Annotated in this window: 16 protein-coding genes, 1 tRNA gene and 1 rRNA gene; 6 read left to right on the forward strand and 12 right to left on the reverse strand. The window is 63.1% G+C overall.

The features are described 5' to 3' along the window. Positions 1-32 precede the first annotated feature (32 nt). Positions 33-1043, forward strand: a complete 1011-nt coding sequence (locus tag H0S73_RS16165; protein WP_181053110.1) for a ribonuclease Z — start codon at positions 33-35, stop codon at positions 1041-1043. Here the strand turns inward: H0S73_RS16165 and H0S73_RS16170 are convergent. Both H0S73_RS16170 and H0S73_RS16175 read right to left on the reverse strand, forming a co-directional pair. After that, positions 1040-1858 (reverse strand): IS5 family transposase, encoded by an 819-nt coding sequence (locus tag H0S73_RS16170; RefSeq protein WP_181053111.1) that lies wholly within the window; start codon positions 1856-1858, stop codon positions 1040-1042. The genes H0S73_RS16165 and H0S73_RS16170 overlap by 4 nt on opposite strands. A gap of 52 nt (positions 1859-1910) precedes the next feature. Then, complete coding sequence (locus H0S73_RS16175; RefSeq protein WP_181053112.1) at positions 1911-2378, reverse strand: DUF2726 domain-containing protein; 468 nt, start codon at positions 2376-2378, stop codon at positions 1911-1913. Between the two features lie 139 nt (positions 2379-2517). On the opposite strand from H0S73_RS16175, the gene H0S73_RS16180 reads away from it, so the two are divergent. Continuing rightward, on the forward strand, positions 2518-3222 hold the full coding sequence (locus tag H0S73_RS16180) for a L,D-transpeptidase (RefSeq protein ID WP_181053113.1): 705 nt from the start codon (positions 2518-2520) through the stop codon (positions 3220-3222). Positions 3223-3442: 220 nt separating this feature from the next. After that, on the forward strand, positions 3443-4522 hold the full coding sequence (locus tag H0S73_RS26265) for a peptidoglycan L,D-endopeptidase MepK (protein WP_425488196.1): 1080 nt from the start codon (positions 3443-3445) through the stop codon (positions 4520-4522). A 15-nt stretch (positions 4523-4537) separates the two neighbouring features. On the opposite strand, the gene H0S73_RS16190 is transcribed toward H0S73_RS26265, so the two are convergent. Together H0S73_RS16190 and H0S73_RS16195 are read right to left on the reverse strand one after the other, a co-directional pair. Continuing rightward, complete coding sequence (locus tag H0S73_RS16190) at positions 4538-4969, reverse strand: RNA polymerase sigma factor region1.1 domain-containing protein (protein WP_181053115.1); 432 nt, start codon at positions 4967-4969, stop codon at positions 4538-4540. Positions 4970-5137: 168 nt separating this feature from the next. Then, positions 5138-5395, reverse strand: a complete 258-nt coding sequence (locus tag H0S73_RS16195) for a hypothetical protein (RefSeq protein ID WP_181053116.1) — start codon at positions 5393-5395, stop codon at positions 5138-5140. Positions 5396-5520: 125 nt separating this feature from the next. Between H0S73_RS16195 and H0S73_RS16200 the strand changes: the two genes are divergently transcribed. Next, positions 5521-7488 (forward strand): PhoX family protein, encoded by a 1968-nt coding sequence (locus tag H0S73_RS16200; RefSeq protein ID WP_181053117.1) that lies wholly within the window; start codon positions 5521-5523, stop codon positions 7486-7488. Between the two features lie 141 nt (positions 7489-7629). On the opposite strand, the gene H0S73_RS16205 is transcribed toward H0S73_RS16200, so the two are convergent. The 7 genes from H0S73_RS16205 to H0S73_RS16235 form a co-directional block, all read right to left on the reverse strand. Beyond that, positions 7630-7706, reverse strand: a tRNA-Asp gene (locus tag H0S73_RS16205). 116 nt (positions 7707-7822) lie between these two features. After that, the gene (locus tag H0S73_RS16210; RefSeq protein ID WP_181053118.1) at positions 7823-8047 is read right to left on the reverse strand and encodes a hypothetical protein; all 225 of its coding nucleotides are present in this window, start codon (positions 8045-8047) and stop codon (positions 7823-7825) included. A gap of 35 nt (positions 8048-8082) precedes the next feature. Then, positions 8083-8586 (reverse strand): peptide deformylase, encoded by a 504-nt coding sequence (locus H0S73_RS16215; protein WP_181053119.1) that lies wholly within the window; start codon positions 8584-8586, stop codon positions 8083-8085. 50 nt (positions 8587-8636) lie between these two features. Continuing rightward, positions 8637-9032 carry a VOC family protein gene (locus H0S73_RS16220; protein ID WP_181053120.1) on the reverse strand — a complete coding sequence of 132 codons (396 nt, stop codon included), beginning with the start codon at positions 9030-9032 and terminating at the stop codon, positions 8637-8639. A gap of 493 nt (positions 9033-9525) precedes the next feature. Next, the gene (locus H0S73_RS16225; RefSeq protein ID WP_181053121.1) at positions 9526-10566 is read right to left on the reverse strand and encodes a hypothetical protein; all 1041 of its coding nucleotides are present in this window, start codon (positions 10564-10566) and stop codon (positions 9526-9528) included. Continuing rightward, a complete protein-coding gene (locus H0S73_RS16230) occupies positions 10566-13457 on the reverse strand; it encodes a penicillin-binding protein 1A (RefSeq protein ID WP_181053122.1) in 2892 nt (963 codons plus the stop codon). The genes H0S73_RS16225 and H0S73_RS16230 overlap by 1 nt, the downstream gene beginning before the upstream one ends. Positions 13458-13648: 191 nt before the next feature. Then, the gene (locus H0S73_RS16235; RefSeq protein WP_181053123.1) at positions 13649-14407 is read right to left on the reverse strand and encodes an SDR family oxidoreductase; all 759 of its coding nucleotides are present in this window, start codon (positions 14405-14407) and stop codon (positions 13649-13651) included. A gap of 177 nt (positions 14408-14584) precedes the next feature. Between H0S73_RS16235 and H0S73_RS16240 the strand changes: the two genes are divergently transcribed. Then, on the forward strand, positions 14585-15004 hold the full coding sequence (locus tag H0S73_RS16240; RefSeq protein WP_181053124.1) for a DUF1236 domain-containing protein: 420 nt from the start codon (positions 14585-14587) through the stop codon (positions 15002-15004). 75 nt (positions 15005-15079) lie between these two features. Here H0S73_RS16240 and H0S73_RS16245 read toward each other — a convergent pair whose 3' ends face one another. Then, positions 15080-17659, reverse strand: coding sequence for a DNA translocase FtsK (locus H0S73_RS16245; RefSeq protein WP_181053125.1), 2580 nt, complete (start codon positions 17657-17659; stop codon positions 15080-15082). Between the two features lie 1118 nt (positions 17660-18777). Between H0S73_RS16245 and H0S73_RS16250 the strand changes: the two genes are divergently transcribed. Then, positions 18778-20265: ribosomal RNA gene (locus tag H0S73_RS16250) — 16S ribosomal RNA — on the forward strand. Positions 20266-20292 lie beyond the last annotated feature (27 nt).

The following is a 20292-nucleotide window of genomic DNA, read 5'->3' on the forward strand; positions in this document are numbered from 1 at the left end:
GAACCGGCGGGGAGCGGAACCGTTGGCACGGGATGAGTTGGCTTGTTCAACCCCGTCTCGTGAACGACCCCTTCAGCGATCCAGGCCTCTACCTCGATTTCCGGTACGGCCGCCGGGCCATTCTCTTCGATCTGGGCGACGTGAGCGCGCTTTCCTCCCGCGAATTGCTGCGGGTGAGCCACGTCTTCGTCTCGCACACTCATGTAGACCATATGGCCGGTTTCGACCGGCTCTTCAGGCTGTGCCTTCATCGCCCTCTCCCCTTGACCCTCATCGGCCCACCGGGCTTTGCCGCGCAGATCGAGCACCGGATCCGGGGCTTCACCTGGAATCTTCTCGATGAGAACTCGGTCGATTTCTGCCTGAGAGCCATGGACTACGACGGCACCGGCCTGATGAGGGCAGCGGAGTTTCATGCGCGCGAAGCCTTTGCCCGACGCGAGATCGCGCCGCCCGCATTTCCGCACGGCGTCGCCTGGATGGAGGATGAGTTCAGGATCGATGCAGTGGCCCTGGCTCACGGCATTCCTTCCCTCGCCTTCGCCCTGAGGGAAGTTCTCCAGGTGAATGTATGGCGGGGCGTGCTGGACGACCTCAATCTGCCGCCGGGCCCATGGCTCAACGAGGCCAAGCGCGCGGTTCGCCTTGGACTGCCCGGCGATCATCTCATTGCAGTTCCAGGAGGACAGCACATCAGCCTCGGCGATCTGAAAGGCCGGGCCTTGCGCGTCGCTCCAGGGCAGGTGGTCGCCTACGTGACGGATGCCGCGCCCCATGCGGAAAACCGCGCGAAAATCCTTCAACTCGCCCACCAGGCCGACCAGCTGTTCATTGAAGCCGTCTTTCTAGAGTGCGACCGTGCCCTTGCCGTCGCCTCCCTCCACCTGACGGCGCATGAGGCCGGGTCCATCGCCCGGGAGGCCGGTGTCAAGCATGTCACGCCCTTCCACCACTCGGCCCGCTACCTGTCTGAGCCGGATGCCCTGCGGGACGAGCTGTTCGAGAGCTTTCGCGCCGAGGGACGGGCGGTGACGAATGCCTAGAGGCTGTTATGGACCGCGATGTAGTTTGCGGCCTGTCGTAGCATAATACAGACCAGAGCAATGACATGCAGGTCTGCGAGAGTTTCAGGTAAGCGCTCGTAGTCGCGCACCAGACGCCGAAAGCGTGTGGTCCAACCGAAGGTCCGTTCGACCACCCATCTCCGCGGCAACAGCACGAAGCCGCGCTTGGCCTCAGGTAGTTTGACCACCTCCAGTTCGATCCCATGCTCGCGGGCGGCAGCCGCGGCCCTCTCGCCGGTATAGCCCTGATCGACATAGGCCAGATCGACGCTCTCACCGGTGGCGACCTGCACGGCCTGAGCCAGTTGTCCCACCTCAGCCCGATCATCCGCGGTGGCGGGTGTGACGTGAGCGGCCAGGAGATGCCCGAGGGTGTCCACCGCCAGGTGCAGCTTGGAGCCCTTCTTGCGCTTGGCCCCATCATAGCCGGCGCGGGCGCCACTCTCCGGCGTGGAGCGCAGCGTGCGGCTGTCGAGCACCGCGGCCGAGGGCTCCTCATTGCGTCCGGCGGCTAGGCGCAGCACGGCGCGAAGGTCGTGCGCCAGCTCCTCGAAGCAGCCGGCGTTCAGCCAGCGCTGCGCCTGCTGGTAGACGGCGGCCCAGGGCGGCAGGTCGTTGGGCATCCAGCGCCAGGGCGCTCCCGTTTTGATGATGTAGCGCAGCCCGTTGAACACCTCGCGCAGGGAGTGCTCCCGCTGGCCCGCCTCTTCGGGCAGGAGCGTCAGGTAGGGCGCCACCAGCGCCCATTCCTCATCGGAGACATCGGAGGGGTAAGGTTTGCGAGCAGAGGTCATCCTGCCAGAACGGCGATGACCTCAGCCAAGGTCCATAACAGCCTCTAGTTCCTTATTGGGGTTGAAAGATGGCGTCGTGAAGCTGCCGAGGATCCGGCCTGCGGCCCGAGCTGAACCGGATCACGCGATAGCCGCACGACTTCAGAACCTTGTCGCGCTGCGCATCCTTACGGGCATCGTGGGAGCGGTCATCGAGTTCGACAATGGCGATCACCTCAAGGTCCTGGACGACGACCCAGTCGACACGCGTGTTCGAGATCTTCTTGAAAGCCATCCAGAAGGCGCGACTACCCTCCTTGGCGTCGGGCCGAACGAGGGCCAGGATCGGAACCTGGGGCCAGATCTGGCAATCGGGGCATGCCGCAAGAAGGCGCTGGTAAAACTCCCTCTCGTTGTCCGTCATGATCGAGTGGCGCCGGTAGCGTGGCTTGCGGGTCCAGAAGAGGACCAGGACGAACAGGATGCCGAGCAGCCCGACGCCGACGAACCACGACCAGGAAAGATTGTCCAACATCATCATAAGCGGCCCCTGCCCTGAACTCATTCCCAAGGCAACGGCCAGGCTTTCCGTTGTCTTCGAAGCATAGCAGCTACCATGAAACCGACACGGAGGGTCCTGCGTCTTCTTATTGTCGAGATAGGAATGCCGGGAGAGCAACATGGACCTCAGCCGCCGAACCTTCATGCTCGGAGCCGCTGCCGCCGGCGCCGCTCTGCAGACCAACGGCGCCCTCGCCCAGTCGATGCGGGAAGCATCCGCCTATCAGCGTATGTACGGCCCCATCGACGACGACCTCTTCCCGATCCCGGGCATTCAATTGTCCAGGATCAATCCAGCCTTCCTGCGGCGCGTGGTCGAATACGAAACCGCCGAAGCACCCGGGACCATCGTGATCGATCCCCGGTCGCGCTATCTCTACCTCGTCATGCGCGACGGCATGGCCGTGCGCTATGGGGTCGGCGTCGGCCGTTCGGGCTTCAGCTGGTCCGGAACCGCTACCATCCGGAACAAGCAGGAATGGCCGGACTGGTATCCGCCGAAGGAGATGTTCGGGCGGCAGCCCGAACTCATGGAGCAGATGGGAGAATTGCCCGGCGGCCCCGGCATGCCTGGCGGTCCCGGCAACCCTCTCGGGGCCCGCGCGCTCTATCTCTGGCAGGGTAACAAGGACACGCTCTATCGCATCCATGGCACTTTCGAGCCCTGGACCATCGGCACCAATGTTTCATCCGGCTGCATCCGCATGATCAACCAGGATGTGATCGACCTCTACAACCACACGCCGACCGGAACGAAGGTGGTCGTCCTGTCCTCACCGTCGAACCGGCCAAAGCGCAATCAGGCCACCGCGCAGGTCTATTAAGCGAAAAGGTACGGTTTGCGCCTATTTTTGCCATGGTTAACGGCCACACGTCGCTCAAGGGACGCGGGAACAAACAACCATGGCGCGAATTTTCGCCCGATCCGGACGATCGGATGGCAGATGCAGGTCGACCTCTGCATCCGGACGCAGATACCTGCCCGGCAGGAAAAGTGTTTCGTATCTGGCGTTCGGGTTTTTAAGTGCGGCTTCTGTTCTCCTGATGGCGACTGCCCGGACCCAGGATGCCGCCGCATTCGGAGACACCCGTACTCTCAGTTTCTATCATACCCATACTCGTGAAAGCTTGACCGTCACCTTCCGGCGCGACGGGCAATACGACTCGGGCGCCCTGCAGCAGCTCAACTGGTTCCTGCGCGACTGGCGTGTCGAGAAGCCGGCGCAGATGGACCCGCGCCTGTTCGACATCATCTGGGAGGTTTATCGGGAATCCGGCTCGTCGCAGCCCATCAACATCATTTCCGCTTACCGGTCGCCCGAAACCAACGGCGCCCTGCGCCGTCGATCGAGCGGTGTCGCCGAGCACAGCCAGCACATGCTCGGCAAGGCCATGGACATTCGCCTTCCCGATGTGGATACGGCACGGCTGCGCGCCGTCGCCATGAAGATGCAATATGGCGGCGTGGGTTATTATTCGTCCTCCGCCTTCGTCCATGTGGACACCGGCAACGTGCGGGCCTGGCCTCGCATGACGCAGCAGCAACTGGCGCAGTTATTCCCGGACGGGAAGACCCTTCACCTTCCCTCGAACGGCAAGCCGCTTCCCGGATATGAACTGGCAAAAGCCGAAATCCTGCCCCGCAACGCCGCCCTCGCCACCCAGGCTTCGGCCGGCGCCGGCCCGTCCATCGGTGGCGTGTTCGCCAGTCTTTTTGGCCGCAAGAATGCTGCGCCGCCGCAAGCTGAAACCCCGATCCAAAGCCAATCGACGATGGTGGCCTCGGCCGATCCCGAAAGCGTCAAGGAAGTCATGATAGCGGCCATTCCTCTTCCGCCGAGGCGCCCGGCGGATATCCAGCTCGCGTCAGCCGGCATGCCTGATCTGGCATCGGATGCACTGGCGGCGCTTGTCCCGGCTCCCGCTCCGAGGACCGCACCAGAGTTGAAGCCTATTCTCGGGTATGACGCGACGGCCGCGGCAAAGTCTCTCTTTGAACCGAAGACGGCGTTTCTCGATATCGGCTTCACGTCCGCATTGAAGGATGAGCTGAGCGTCACGCACTTCAGCGGCCCTGCCGTCAAACCTCTTCCCCTGATGGACGAGGCGCGGGCCGAACTCTGAATGTCGCGGCTCCCGTCAGACGCCCAGCATCCTGACGAGGCCGACCAGCAGCGCCAGCACAAGGACGCCCGCTACTGCGACGGCCCAATGGGCGGCACGGCTTCTCTGAACTGTAGATGTCGCCGTCGCGGCGGCCGATGAAGGCGCCTTCTGAAGAGGGACCTTGCGCTGCTTCATCCGGGCGGCAGCTGCGCGATCCGGAAAAGGAATGATGACGGCGCTTCTCACGGGAGCGGGACTTGGCTTCGCATTCGGGGAAACGAGGCTGTCTTCCAGTTCGACCGGGACGCCGGTTTCCTCGATTTGAACGACGATGAGGGCAATGTCCTCTGCGCTCATGGATGCGATTGGCAGATTGTCCTCGAGATCCCGGTTCGTGAGATGGCCTTGCTGACGTCCGAGGGCGATCAAGCGGTCCAGGGTGTTGCTGTCTAGCGCCGGCTGCATGAGGGCACGACCCCATTTCGTCTGGTGGGCGGGGAAGCAGGCAGAGCCGCTTCGTGGAGCTTCGCCGAGCTAACGCGACAATAACTCCAGATGTTGCACCCGGACACGGTCCGACGCGTAATTTTGCCGATGCTTGAGCCGTAGGTCTAACCGCGCGTTTAAGGACGGCTAGTTCTTCGTCGCGCCGGAGGCCTCCTGCAGGGCGGCCTTCTCCTGCCTGACCTGTTCGGACAGTTGCTCGGCGATGGCCACGAGCTTACCGGCCATCATGTGCTTGCCGTGAAGCTCGACCTGACCGGCCAGCCCGACCGTGAGGAGGGATTCGAAGACGAGATCGGCCGGAATACCCTTCCGGATCAGATCGATGGCGACCTTCTGCCATTGATCCGACAATTGCTCGCGAAGTGCGGAAACATCGTTGCTCATCGCCTGACCATATACGATCCTCCCCGGAATGTCCCGTCCCGAACTCCTGCCCCGGCCGGACTGTCACCAAGCTTACATGGAACCGTTCTAACTCGACTCCGTCCCAAGGAGACGGAGAAGCCGATATGGACGAGCACAAGGCCCGCCTTCGCGCAAGCGATCTGGAAGATTCAGGCGATGTCGGGGTGAACCCGACGCGCAACCTCACGATGGGCGAGATCATCGCCACGCGTTTCAACCGCCGCGACCTTCTGCGCGGATCCCTGGCCGTTGCCGCGATCTCCGCGACCGTCGGCACCCGAGCCCTGGCGGCCAACGAGCAGCCGGCCAAGAAGGGCGCCGCCGCGTCCTTCGACTTCAAGGAAATCGAAGCCGGTGTCGACCAGACCCACCATGTGGCCGAGGGATACGACGCGAAGGTGCTTCTGCGCTGGGGCGATCCGCTCTTCCCGGACACGCCCGAGTTCGATCCGCAGAACCAGATGGCCGAGAAACAGGCCCGCCAGTTCGGCTACAACACCGATTTCGTCGGCTACATCCCGATCGACGGCTCCAGCGACCACGGCCTCCTCGTAGCGAACCATGAGTACACCAACGAGGAACTGATGTTCCCCGGCGTCGGCGTCCAGGATGCCAAGGACGTTGCTTTCGCGAAGATGACCAAGGACCTGGTCGACATCGAAATGGCCGCCCATGGCGGCGCCGTGGTCGAGATCCGTCGTGTGAACGGCGAATGGCAGGTGGTGAAGGATTCCAAGTACACCCGCCGCATCACAGCCGAGACGCCCATGGACATCACCGGCCCGGCCGCCGGCCACGACCGCATGAAGACCACGGCTGACGCGACGGGCCGCAGGGTGAACGGCATGGTCAACAACTGCGCCGGCGGCGTGACGCCCTGGGGCACCTGGCTCAGCTGCGAGGAGAATTTCAACGGCTACTTCTGGGGAGCCCTCGGCGATAACCATCCCGAGGCCAAGAACTACAAGCGCTACGGCATCGGCACTCCGGCCTATGCCTGGGGCAAGTTCCACGACCGCTTCGATCTCGCCAAGGAGCCGAACGAGGCCAACCGCTTCGGCTGGGTGGTCGAGATCGACCCGTTCGATCCCACCTTCGTGCCGAAGAAGCGCACCGCGCTCGGCCGCACCAAGCATGAAGGCGCCGCCGGCATCACCAACAGCGATGGCCGCTACGTGATCTATCTCGGCGACGACGAGCGGTTCGACTACGTCTACAAGTTTGTCACCGCGGGCAAGGTCGACAAGCAGAACCGCGCCGCCAATTTCGGGCTGCTCGACGAGGGCACGCTCTACGTGGCCAAGTACAACCCGGACGGCAAGGGCACATGGCTGCCGCTCGTGCACGGCCAGGGCCCCCTCACCGAGACCAACGGTTTCAAGAGCCAGGCGGACGTGCTGATCGAAACCCGCCGCGCGGCGGATCTCCTCGGCGCCACCAAGATGGACCGCCCCGAGGACATCGAAGCCAATCCGCAGACCAACCGTGTTTACGTCATGCTGACGAACAACACGCGCCGCAAGGAAGACCAGGTGGATGCCGCCAATCCGCGGGCGAACAACGCTTTCGGTCACATCGTCGAGATGATGCCGGAGGGCGGTGACCACGCCTCGACGGCCTTCACCTGGGAAGTGCTCGTGAAATGCGGCGACCCGTCCGTGGCATCGGTCGGCGCGACCTTCTCGTCGGAGACGACCAAGAACGGCTGGTTCGGCATGCCCGACAACTGCGCCATCGACAACCAGGGACGCCTCTGGATCTCCACCGACGGCAACAACGCCAAGGCGACCGGCCGCGCGGATGGCCTGTGGGCCCTGGAAACGGAAGGTGAGATGCGCGGCACGTCCAAGCACTTCTTCCGGGTTCCGGTCGGAGCCGAAATGTGCGGCCCGTTCTTCACGCCCGACGACGAGACTCTGTTCCTCGCCGTACAGCACCCCGGCGAGGCGGAGGAAGGCGCTCCCGCCAGCTTCGACAATCCCATCACGCGCTGGCCGGACTTCAAGGACGGCATGCCCCCTCGCCCGTCCCTTCTCGTCGTCACGAAGAAGGGCGGCGGCAAGATCGCCTGACGGGTTGAGCCGAGTCTCGATGATCAAGAGTTCAAAGGAGCCCCTCGCGGCTCCTTTGTTCTTTCGAACCCGCACGACATGCGTCTTGGAGCCATTCTGAATTTTTTGGGATCCGGCGCCGCCATTGCGGCATGAGGAGAGTGGCGCGGGCGACGGGGCTCGAACCCGCGACCTCCGGCGTGACAGGCCGGCACTCTAACCGACTGAGCTACGCCCGCGCATTTCCTCGCATCGCCCGCTGCTCGATTGAGCGTTTCTTGCGATGGAGGCGCGCAAGTACCGGTGAATACGCGCGCTGTCAAATGGTGTTTGGCTTATCCCCAGGCGTTGAGGCTTAATCCCTGGTGCTGATCGAGAACACCTCATGGCCGGCACCGTTCAGGACGCGCACGGCCTCGACCTCAGGGTCGCGGGATTGCGGACGGCGGGCAAGCGAGAAAACCTTCAAGGCCCGCTCCTTTGCCTTCTCGAGCGAGTCGGTGCGCACCATGATCCGGCGGATGACGCCTCCGCCCGCCTCTTCCGAGGCCAGGGTTTCAATACGGTAGATTTCGAACACGGCTTACAAACTCCAACATCAGAGCCCCTCCACCATCAGGCTCTGATGCGATGGAGCTTTTCGAACCGCTTGATCAGGCGGTCCCGCTTCAGCTTCGACAGGCGGTCGATCCAGAATATGCCGTCGAGCTGATCGATTTCGTGCTGAAGGCAGACGGCCATCAGGCCCTCCGCCTCCTCCTCATGGTCCGCGCCGTCGAGCCCCCTGTAGCGCACCCGCACCCGGGCGTGACGCTCCAGCTCGTCTGTGACGCCCGGCATCGAAACGCTTCCTTCCAGATGACGGATTATATCGGAGGAAGACCAGACGATTTCCGGATCGACATAGATGTGAGGTTCGGTATCGGATTCCAACTGGATGACCACGAGCCGCCCGAGGATACCGATGTGCGGCGCCGTGATGCCGATGCCGGGGGCCGCATGCATGGTTTCCACCAGATCCCGGGCGAGCGTCCGTACATCCTCGTCGATGGAACCGACAGGCTCCGCCTTCCGGCGCAGGCGAGGATCGGGAAAGCGGACGATCGGACGGATAGCCAAGGAGAGTCTCTCGGGCAGGATGGGTTGGCGGGGGCTCGACGGGTCCAAGTCTACTTGTAGCGTCCGCCGCGCTGAAGCACTTCGATCTTGTACCCGTCAGGGTCCTGTACGAAGAAGAACCGCGCGGGAGGCTTGCCTTCGAGCTTCAGCTCCTTGAGTGGCGTGGGGCTCAGGCCCAGCGAGTCGAAACGGGCCTGCTCCGCCTCGAGATCGTCCACCGAGAAGGCCAGATGCCCATAGCCGTCGCCGAGCACATAGGGCTCGGTCCGATCATGGTTGATCGTCAGCTCCAGCTCGAACTCGCTGTCTCGATTGCCGAGATAGACGAGCGTGAAGCCCTCGAAGGCCAGCCGCTCCACCACCTGGAGGCCGAACGCCTTCTCATAGAAAGCGAGGGAGCGCTGCTCGTCGAGCACCCGGATCATCGAATGAATGGCCTTGGCCATGGGAAAGGCACCTCTTCAGCATCGGCCGCTCCGCCCAGCCTGCGGAAAGACCTGAGAATTTCAACAACGGGTTAGGGAGATAACAGTGCAGGCCGCCGAACGGAAGAGCATGCGAGGAGCGCCGCTCGAGCAGGTTCTCGACGCTCTCACGAAAAGGCCTTCCCTGGCTGAGCCAGGGAAGGCAAGTTTGGGAGGAAGAAACGCTGACTGCCGGCTCCAACACCTTCAGAGCGGGATTGTTACCCCTGTGCGGCGTTCCACCACGCCTATCGATAAGCGAGAGAGGAATGAGGGCTTCGAACATGGCGCAATCAAGGAAAATTGATGCCTGCCAAGGTTCAAGAATGACTTTTCGCAAGGAACATTGTTCAAGCTGAACGCTTAATTCATCACGGAGGCACCATTCCCCGCAACCCCTTGTCGCCTCCGCAGACTCTGCAGCCCCGTTCGGCCTATTTTGGAACGGGGCTTTTTCGTGTGCGCTGCATTGAAACTACCGTTCGAATTGCGCCGCGATGGCACGGATGCGGTTGCGGACGTATTCGGGAAGCCCGGCACTGATGGAACTGCCGGAATTGAATGAACTTTTGCCCATCAGCACCTGGGCCGGGATAAGGTTCCTGAGCACAGGAACACTCTCGAACTCCCTCTTGCGTTCCAGGACATCCGTCTCGACCGCGAGGGTCATGAAGACGGTCGCCACCGTCTTGCCCGCGTCATCCGGATAGGGTTGAAGGACGGCCACCAGTTTCCCGAACTGCATGACCTGGTTCACATGGAAGATCGTCTGTTCGAGTACGCCGGTCACGGGAGCATCCAGACCCGTGAGCTTGGCGTAGCCGGCCCGCCCGATCTCCTCAGGAGAAAGCGTGCGGATCTCAGTCTGGAAATCCATAAACTCCGAGATTTTCTTGCCGCCCTCTTCCAACTTGTTCGCAAGCCGGATGCCGACCGGCAACTTGCCTTCCAGCGGATAGCGCGACTCGATGCACAGGCTCCCCTCCGGCTCGCACCAGCGACGATTCGGATGGCGCTGATAGGCGCTCTCCGGGTCTATCTGCGGGGCGGCCTGATCCGCCGTGATGCGGCGGTGCTTGATGGCGGGATCGATCTTTTCGAGAACCTCGACCTGGGTGTAACGCTTGAGATCGATGGCGTTGGGCGCCTTTCCAATCAGGAAGCGCGCCTCCACCACATACATGTGGAGTTTCTCGGTATAGGCTTTCGGAATCCCGTGAACCGAAACCTTGATGGTGGGTTCCACATAATCCGGATAGGGGCTCAGAAGCTGCTTCTGCAGGGGCCTCTCGCGGGCCCAATCCTCGAACCGGATCAACCCCGATCCGGCATCGGCCAGCTTGTCGTCCCGGTGATCGCTGAAGAGGATGGTCCCGGGCTTCAGCCTGGCCGGCGCCACGGCCGTCACGGACGCGACCTCGTCAATCCTGAAGTCCTGCGCTTCCAGCGCGCCCGCCGAGGCAACAAGGATGGCCAGGACGGCCAATGTCCGTCCCAAAGGCTTTGTCGATATCATCAGTAAACCTGTCCGTTGCGCCAGAAATAATCCGGGTCCACCCTTCGGGGACGTCGGGGTGCATCGTCCTCCCACCACCAGCGGAAGCCACGCTCGGGCTCGGCCTGACGGCGCGCCGGCGGAGCTGACTGGCGCAGGCTCTCCAGCCAGCCCGGCCCCTGCGCGTAGGGACCGTCTTCGTAGTAATCCGGCCCGCCCCTCTCCTCGCCGTCGCTCCACGGATCGGGGTTCCGGAAGGCATAAACTTCCGATTGCGGCACGAGACGGTACTGCGTCTCGTTCAGGCGTCCGAACCAGCTGAGACGGAAATGCTCCGTGAAGCCCTTGCTCTGCTCGTCCGTCAGCCTGTCACCGGTGTTGAGATCGATCGGAAGGGCGATCATCTGCTTGGCCGTCTGAGGTGAAGGCGGGCTGAGCGGAGCCTTCGGCACATGGTTCTCCCAGGCCGCCTGGAGAATGGATTGAAAGATCGGAGCCGCCACCTTGCCGCCGGTCTGTCCGCGGCCGAGCGTGCGGCGCTTGCCGTCGGCATTGTCATGCCCCACCCAGACGGCGATGGTGACATCGTTGGTGAACCCGACGAACCAGGCATCGTTCTCGTTGTCGGACGTTCCCGTCTTGCCTCCGGCATAAGGCGCAAGCGCCTTCAACTGGCGGGCGGTGCCACGTTCCAGCACGCCCTGCAGCATGGTCTTCAACTGGTAGAAAGCCACCGCGTCGGCGGAACCGAGCCGGACCAGCGTGTTGGGTTTGCGGCTATAGACGGTGCGTCCGTCCTGCTCCACGCTCTCGATGGCGTGGGGCACCGGCATCGCGCCCTCATTGGCCACCGCCGCGTAGAAGGCGGCCAGATCGAGGATCCGCACCGGCTGAGCCCCCAGGACGAACGGATAATACGGCGTGCATTCCAGATAGAGCTGCGCTTCGAGCGCGAGCTCGCAGACCCGTTTCAGGCTCTGTTCCGGCGAGGCTTCGATGCCGCCGTCGAGCAGGCGCGCCGTCACCAGATTTTTCGAGTTCTCAAGCGCCCGCCGCAGGGTCATGATGCCCGAACGGCCGCCGTCGAAGTTCTTCGGGCTCCAAGAGTCGCCGGCACCCGGGCTCACTCCGCCCACGGGCGGCAGCGTCACCGGCGCATCCCAGATCAGCGTGTTGGGCTGCAGGCCTTTCGACAGGGCCGCGAGATAGGTCAGCGGCTTGAAGGCGGAGCCGGGCTGCCGCTGCGCCTGCGTAGCACGGTTGAGCTGGCTTAACGGATAGGAGAACCCGCCCGTCATGGCGAGGATGCGGCCGGTCTTGTTCTCCAGGACGACCGCGCCGCCCTGCACGGTGGGCGGCGTTCGCAGATCGGCGCGAACCGTGCCCTTGCCCTTCTGCTCGATCACCTGAACGCGCACCACGTCATAGAGCTTCAGGTCCCGCCGTGCCGCCTCCCAGGCGTTCAACGGCAGCACGCGACCATCCGCGAGGCCGACCCGCAGGGCATTCGCGCCGGTCTTCCGGTCCTTTCCCTTCTCGACGACGACAGCCGCCGGCCAGTGCACGTCGTAGAGAGGCAGTCGCACGGCCTCCAGGGCCCTTTTCCAGGCGGGAGAACCATCCTTCGTGCCGTCGAGCGCCTTGGCGGCCTGCGCGAGATTGGCCTCGGAACCCTGATAGCGCTGCCGCCCGACACTCAACTCGTAGCGGGCAAGACCTTCCTGCAAGGCGGCCTCGACAGCCTCCTGAAGAACGGGATTGATGGTGGTTCGCACCGTGTAGCCCCCCGCATTCAGGTTCTCGACATCGGCAAGGGTCCGGGCATCCCGGCTCACATGATCGACGAAGTAGAAGCCCGTATTGCGCCTGATGCGTTCGAACGGCACCCGTGGCGGCAGAGACGCGACGGCCTGCTGCACCTGATCGTGTTTCAGGAACCCATCGTCCTCCATGCGGCTCAGGACATAGGCCATGCGCTCCTGGGCCCGGTCCGGCTTGGTGTCCGGATTGTAGTAGTTCGGGCCCTTCGCCAGCCCCGCGAGAAGCGCTCCTTCAGAAACTGACAAAGCCTTGGCGCTCTTCCCGAAATAGCTCTGGGCCGCCATCTCGATCCCCCAGGAGGAGCGGCCGAGATAGATGGAGTTGAGATAGATCTCGAGGATTTCCGCCTTGCTGAGAACGCGCTCGATCCTCGAAGCGACGATCATTTCCCGCATCTTGCGCTCATAGGTGACATCGTCGCCGACGAGGAGATTCTTCGCCACCTGCTGCGTGATCGTGGAGCCGCCCGCAGGCCGTCCGGGATTCGTCATATTGCCCATGAAGGCGCGGATCACCCCGCGCTCGTCCACGCCCTTATGCTGGTAGAAGCGCTTGTCCTCCGCCGAGACGAAGGCCTGCTGCACGCTCATTGGAATATCCGACAAGGGAACCCAGATGCGCCGGTGATCGGGTTCGTACACTTCGGCGAAGCGCTTGCCGCTCCCGTCCAGGATCACGCTGACGCCCGGAAGCTTCAGCCCCTTCAGCTTTCCGGCATCGGGAAGCCCGGCGACGGCCGCGTTGTAGTACGAGATCACCTCGCTCAGGTCGACCGGCGGCGGCTCGACCTTCTCGTCCTTGCAGAACTGGCGGTAGCTCGCCTGCAGATCGTTGAAACTCAATCCCTGCAGCACCTTCAACTCGCCCGTGATGGCCTGCGGATCGTCCATGGCCGTCGCGATGAGATCGTCGAGATTGATATCTTCGATATCGAAGGCGCGCCGCATATGGGTGCAGCCGTTCTTCAGGATCTGCGAGACCTGCTCCTGGTCTCGCGCGGGATCGAAGCTCGTCCTGACCGTCGTCGGATCGACGAGAACCTGGCTCAGGGTCAAGGCCGTTGCAAAGATCTTGATGAGAATCGCGCTCATTCCGCCGCCGTCATCGGAAACCTACACTCCATGGGAAGACAACCGGCATGATCTGCCGAGGCTCGCATCCTGTTCGGAACAAGCTGAATGGGAGCCGACCATCGCGGCTGATCCGGGACCGGCCATTCCAGTGAGATGGGGCAGTCCAGCTTACTTCCCAGGGAGCGATGCCCCTGTCACGGCAATGTGTCTCACCCTCGTCCGACGAACGGCATCTTGGTCGCCATGACGGTCATGGTGAGCACATTCGCATCGAGCGGCAGGCCGGCCATGTAGACCACCGCATCCGCCACGTGCTTGGGATCGATCCTGGGTTCGGGAGACAGGGTCCCGTTGGGCTGCAGGACGCCCTCCGTCATTCTCTCGGTCATATCGGTGGCGGCATTGCCGATGTCGATCTGCCCGCAGGCGATGTCATAGGCGCGCCCGTCGAGGGAGGTCGATTTCGTCAGCCCCAGCGCGGCATGCTTCGTCGCCGTATAGGGGGCCGACAGCGGACGCGGCGCATAGGCGGAAACGGAGCCGTTATTGATGATCCGCCCGCCCCTCGGATTCTGATCTTTCATGATCCTGAACGCCTCCTGCGTGCACAGGAACGTTCCCGTCAGATTGGTGGCGACCACCTTCTGCCATTGTTCGAAGGGGATGTCCTCGAAAGGAACCGCAGGCGAGCCCGTTCCCGCATTGTTGACGAGAAGGTCGAGCCTTCCGAAAGATTGTTTTATCGCGGCGAACAGGGCCGCGACGGAAGTTGGATCCGTCACGTCGGTCGGCACGAGAAGCGTCGAGCCGCCCTCCGCCCCGATCTCCCGCTCGGCCGCCTGTAGGGCATCCAGCCGCCGCCCGGCCATGACGACGCTGTATCCGGCTTTCAGGAGCCCGGCGGTGATCGCCTTGCCGACTCCCGTTCCCGCCCCCGTCACGACCGCAACTTTGGAACGCTCCACCATCCTGTCCTCCCGACCCATGCTTCCCTCTGCCATGACACATGCATTTGAGGATCGGAACGGCAAGGACATGCGGCTGGCTTGCACACATGTTTCAGGTTCCAGGCGGCTCGACTTGCACGAAGGGAACCGGCCAAGCTTTCCCGCGTTCGCATGATGCCAATCGGAAAGGAATCCGTCATGCGCAACTACTTCCCTATCTCGGCTGCTATCCTGACTCTCCTGGCTCTTCCCCTGGCTGCCTGCCAAAGCAACACTGAAGCCGGCGCGGCTACGGGCGCCGCGGGCGGAGCCCTGACGGGCGCCGTCATCGGCGGGCCCGTCGGCGCCGTGGTCGGCGGCGTCGCCGGTGCCGCTGTCGGTGGCGCTCTTACGGCTGAGGAGTCGAGCAGGGTCCGCACTTATGTGGTCGCCCAGCGCCGGCCCACGATGCGCGTGGCCGAGGAAGTGGCGATCGGCCAGCCTCTCCCGCCCCGCGTGCGGCTCTATCCTGTCCCGCAAAGCGTCGGTCTTCGGAATCCCTACAGCTATACGATCGTGAACGACCAGACCGTCCTGGTGGATCCGCAGACGCGGACGGTCGTTCAGGTGATCGAGTAATTCGACGGCTCTCCCGAATACAATAAAGGCGGCCTGCGAGGGCCGCCTTTTCCGTTATTGGGTTCTGACGCGGGATCAATCGTCCATGTCGAGATGATTGATCAGGATTTCGCGTTTCCCGGCGTGGTTGGCGGGTCCGACGATGCCCTCGTTCTCCATGCGCTCCATGAGCGAGGCGGCGCGGTTGTAGCCGATCTGGAGCCGGCGCTGGATGTAGCTGGTCGAGGCCTTCTTGTCGCGCAGCACCACCGCCACCGCCTGGTCGTACAGGTCGCCGCCCGGCGCCCCGAACTCGCCCTGGTCGAACACCGGCGTGTCGGCGCCCGCGGCCCCGCCCTCGTCCTCCTCGGCCGTGACCGCCTCGAGATATTGCGGCCGGCCCTGGCGCTTGAGGTGCGCCACCACCTTCTCGCCCTCCTCGTCCGAGCAGAACGGCCCGTGCACGCGCGTGATCCGCCCGCCGCCGGCCATGTACAGCATGTCGCCCTGGCCCAGGAGCTGCTCGGCGCCCATTTCCCCTAAGATCGTGCGGCTGTCGATCTTCGAGGTCACCTGGAACGAGATCCTTGTCGGGAAGTTCGCCTTGATCGTGCCGGTGATCACGTCCACCGACGGGCGCTGGGTGGCCAGGATCACGTGGATGCCGGCGGCGCGCGCCATCTGGGCTAGGCGCTGGATCGCGCCCTCGATCTCCTTGCCGGCCACCATCATCAGGTCGGCCATCTCGTCGACGATCACCACGATGTAGGGCAAGGGATCGAGATCCATCACCTCGTCCTCGTAGATCGCCTCGCCGGTCTCGCGGTCGAAGCCGGTCTGCACCGTGCGGGTGATGGTCTCGCCCCGGGCCTTGGCCTCGACCACGCGGGCGTTGAAGCCGTCGATGTTGCGCACGCCGAGCTTGGACATCTTGCGGTAGCGGTCCTCCATCTCGCGCACCGCCCATTTGAGCGCCACGACCGCCTTCTTCGGGTCGGTGACCACCGGGGTGAGCAGGTGCGGGATGCCGTCATAGACCGACAGCTCGAGCATCTTCGGGTCGACCATGATCAGGCGGCACTCGGCCGGCGAGAGCCGGTAGACCAGCGACAGGATCATGGTGTTGATCGCCACCGACTTGCCCGAGCCGGTGGTGCCGGCCACCAAGAGGTGGGGCATGCGGGCGAGATCGGCGATCACCGGCTCGCCGCCGATGGTCTTGCCCAGGCACAGCGCCAGCTTCTGCTTCGAGGTCTCGAAATCCTGGCTGGCGAGCAGCTCGCGCAGGTACACGGTCTCGCGCTTGTGGTTGGGCAGCTCGATGCCGATCGCGTTGCGGCCCTGCACCACCGCCACGCGCGCCGAGACCGCGCTCATCGAGCGCGCGATGTCGTCCGCCAGCGAGATCACCCGCGACGACTTCGTCCCAGGCGCAGGCTCAAGCTCATACAACGTCACTACAGGGCCGGGCCGGACATTGATGATCTCGCCCTTGACGTTGAAGTCCCACAGCACGTTCTCGAGTGTCGCCGCATTCTCCTGCAGCACTTCGACCGGCACTTCGGCGCTGTCCCAGATCTTCGGCTCCGCCAGAAGCTCCAGAGACGGCAGCTCGAACTCGAACGAAGCCCTCACGGGCGCAGAGACTCCGACCGACACCGAAGCGTAGTTGTCGCGGCTTTCTCGGCGGAAGCTGTCATTGGCGGCGACGGGAACGGCAGGATCGCTGTTGACGCGCAACGGCGGCGTGACGACGGCAGGACGTCGTGTCGGCACCTCGATGACACCGTCGTCATCCGTCAGGTCCTCGACTTGGTCCATATGCATGTCGACACCGACATCATCCTCGTCATCCTCCCACGGCAGAGCCTCGGACTCGACCGGCGGCGGCAGGGGCGCAGGCGGAGGCGTCGGCACACGAGGCGTCGCAGCGGCCGGAGGCGCCGCTTTCTTCACGACCGGCACATTCTTTTCCTGCTCGGCCTGGACTGGCGCAGCGGCTGCCGGTCGCCTCGGCGCGGGTTCAGCAGCAGGGATCGGTTCCGCGGGAGCAGGCAGCGTCGGGTCGAGGAGATATGTCCCCGGCTGCCACATGAAGCTGTAGGTTTGTTGGACGGTCGACAGTTCGAGAGGAGCCGAGCCGCTCTTGGCCGGAGGCGCCTTCGGCTCGACGGCTTTCGGCGCGGGAGGTGGCTCGGCCATAGCGGGAGCGGGAGGGACCGGCGCCCGCTGAGGCATGTCTGCGCGCGGCTTCACGGGAGCAACCCGCCTGGCCTGATCCGGCGCCTGTGACGGCGCGCGGGTGAAAGCACGAGGAGCCCCGTGACCGACCTCCTGAGATGCCGCCTTGTTCTGCAACGCGAGCAGTCTCTCCTGGACGGCCGGCGCAGGATCGGCCGCACGGACCGATGCGATTTCCTTCGACTGACGGCCGGCAGCCTCCGGGGCCGCCTGTGCGGGCGTCTGCATGCGGCGCTCTTTAAGAACCCGCTCGGGCGTACGCGTGAAGCGGACCTCGGGCGACATGGAGAACGACTGCTCCCAGACCTCCCCGCGGGGAGCGCCATTGGGGCCCCTGTCCCGCATGGCACGATCCGCAAGGCTGTCCCGGACACGCGACCGATCCTCCGCCGCTCTCGGCCGGGACGGCTCCTGTCCGCGCTCAAATTCGTTCATCGATCCACGCCCGTTCTGCCTGTGAGGTTCGAAAGATGAGGCTTGCCGCCCCCCTGTCACGGGAGCCGGCGGAAGCCCCACGGATGGGACTGTCTCTCCGGGACCATCGAATTCAGGGTGCTGTTCCTCTTCCCGCGTGAGAGAGCCATAACCATGGGCCGCGGATGGGGGAGACCGTCGTTTGAAATGCATTGTCTGTTATGGTGTTGGGGCCGAACCAGTCAGCCCGAGAGGAGGTTCTGCCCGATTACGCCTGCCAAAGGTAAAAAGAGGATTAGGAGGCGAGCACGAGCTCGGCCGCACGCGACTTGTCCCCAGACGGAAACCTTGCTCTCCTTCCTTCACAATGCGTTCTGCCCTCCTTATATTCCTGAGGGATCAAGGCGCTCCCCTCCCCTTCCATCCTTTTTCCGACAAGAGACATTGAAGATCCCGTTTGCAAAACGGGTTGGAGGGTTTATAGGAGCGCCTCCTTCTGGGGGCTGTTTGCGAGAGCGTGGCCCTGAGGGGGGCTTTTCACCAGGATGGCGGCTGCCGCGGGTCCGGGCCCTGATCGGGGTTCGGGGCGGGGTGCTGCCGGGCGGTGCGGACCGGTCTCGTTCCGGGTCCGGGTCACGAGCGTCGGCGGTTCGAGGGATCGGGCCGGCCCGTTGCTCCTCTGGCGACGATCTTTTCCAGCAACGGCTGGGGTGCTGTCGAGCATTCCGGCACGGTGGCGCAGCAACGGCGACGTTTCTGCGGACGCTGTTGCTTGGCCTTTACTTGGGAGAGGCCCTGCAAAAGCTCTGACGATCGCGACGAAAGCTTGCAAAAACTTTCGTCGGGCGGTTGACAGGGCGGCGGCCGGGGACTAGATCAGACCCATCGGCGGCGGGGTTCGAACGGATCCTTCGCCAGGACCTTTCGGGGTTCGGACCTTCCGGGGTCTATGTTCTTTGACATTGTTGAGAGGGAAGAGAAGCGTAGGCGGCGGTGTCCTTGCGCCGGACCTTTTGGTTCGGGTGAATAGACATCGACCCGTTCTATGCTTTGATTGGTGAGTACACCGCTTCAGGGCGACCTGGAGTGAGATGGACTCTGTCAATTTGCGTAGTGACGACAGTCGAGATCAAATTCTTCAACTTGAGAGTTTGATCCTGGCTCAGAACGAACGCTGGCGGCAGGCTTAACACATGCAAGTCGAACGGGCCCTTCGGGGTCAGTGGCAGACGGGTGAGTAACGCGTGGGAACGTGCCCTTCAGTTTGGAATAACCCAGGGAAACTTGGGCTAATACCGGATACGCCCTTTGGGGGAAAGATTTATCGCTGAAGGATCGGCCCGCGTCTGATTAGCTGGTTGGTGAGGTAATGGCTCACCAAGGCGACGATCAGTAGCTGGTCTGAGAGGATGATCAGCCACATTGGGACTGAGACACGGCCCAAACTCCTACGGGAGGCAGCAGTGGGGAATATTGGACAATGGGCGCAAGCCTGATCCAGCCATGCCGCGTGAGTGATGACGGCCTTAGGGTTGTAAAGCTCTTTCGCACGCGACGATAATGACGGTAGCGTGAGAAGAAGCCCCGGCTAACTTCGTGCCAGCAGCCGCGGTAATACGAAGGGGGCTAGCGTTGTTCGGAATCACTGGGCGTAAAGGGCGCGTAGGCGGCTTTGTAAGTCGGGGGTGAAAGCCTGTGGCTCAACCACAGAATTGCCTTCGATACTGCGAGGCTTGAGACCGGAAGAGGTTAGTGGAACTGCGAGTGTAGAGGTGAAATTCGTAGATATTCGCAAGAACACCAGTGGCGAAGGCGGCTGACTGGTCCGGATCTGACGCTGAGGCGCGAAAGCGTGGGGAGCAAACAGGATTAGATACCCTGGTAGTCCACGCCGTAAACGATGAATGCCAGCCGTTGGCGAGCTTGCTCGTCAGTGGCGCAGCTAACGCTTTAAGCATTCCGCCTGGGGAGTACGGTCGCAAGATTAAAACTCAAAGGAATTGACGGGGGCCCGCACAAGCGGTGGAGCATGTGGTTTAATTCGAAGCAACGCGCAGAACCTTACCAGCCTTTGACATGTCCCGTATGAGGAGTGGAGACACACCTCTTCAGTTCGGCTGGCGGGAACACAGGTGCTGCATGGCTGTCGTCAGCTCGTGTCGTGAGATGTTGGGTTAAGTCCCGCAACGAGCGCAACCCTCGCCCCTAGTTGCCAGCATTTAAGGTGGGCACTCTAGGGGGACTGCCGGTGATAAGCCGCGAGGAAGGTGGGGATGACGTCAAGTCCTCATGGCCCTTACGGGCTGGGCTACACACGTGCTACAATGGCGGTGACAAAGGGCAGCGAACCCGCGAGGGGGAGCTAATCCTCAAAAGCCGTCTCAGTTCGGATTGCACTCTGCAACTCGAGTGCATGAAGGCGGAATCGCTAGTAATCGTGGATCAGAACGCCACGGTGAATACGTTCCCGGGCCTTGTACACACCGCCCGTCACACCATGGGAGTTGGTCTTACCCGACGGCGCTGCGCCAACCGCAAGGAGGCAGGCGACCACGGTAGGGTCAGCGACTGGGGTGAAGTCGTAACAAGGTAGCCGTAGGGGAACCTGCGGCTGGATCACCTCCTTTCTAAGGACGATCTCTTATGAGAAGGCT

Source organism: Microvirga mediterraneensis, from assembly GCF_013520865.1.
Taxonomy (GTDB): domain Bacteria; phylum Pseudomonadota; class Alphaproteobacteria; order Rhizobiales; family Beijerinckiaceae; genus Microvirga; species Microvirga mediterraneensis.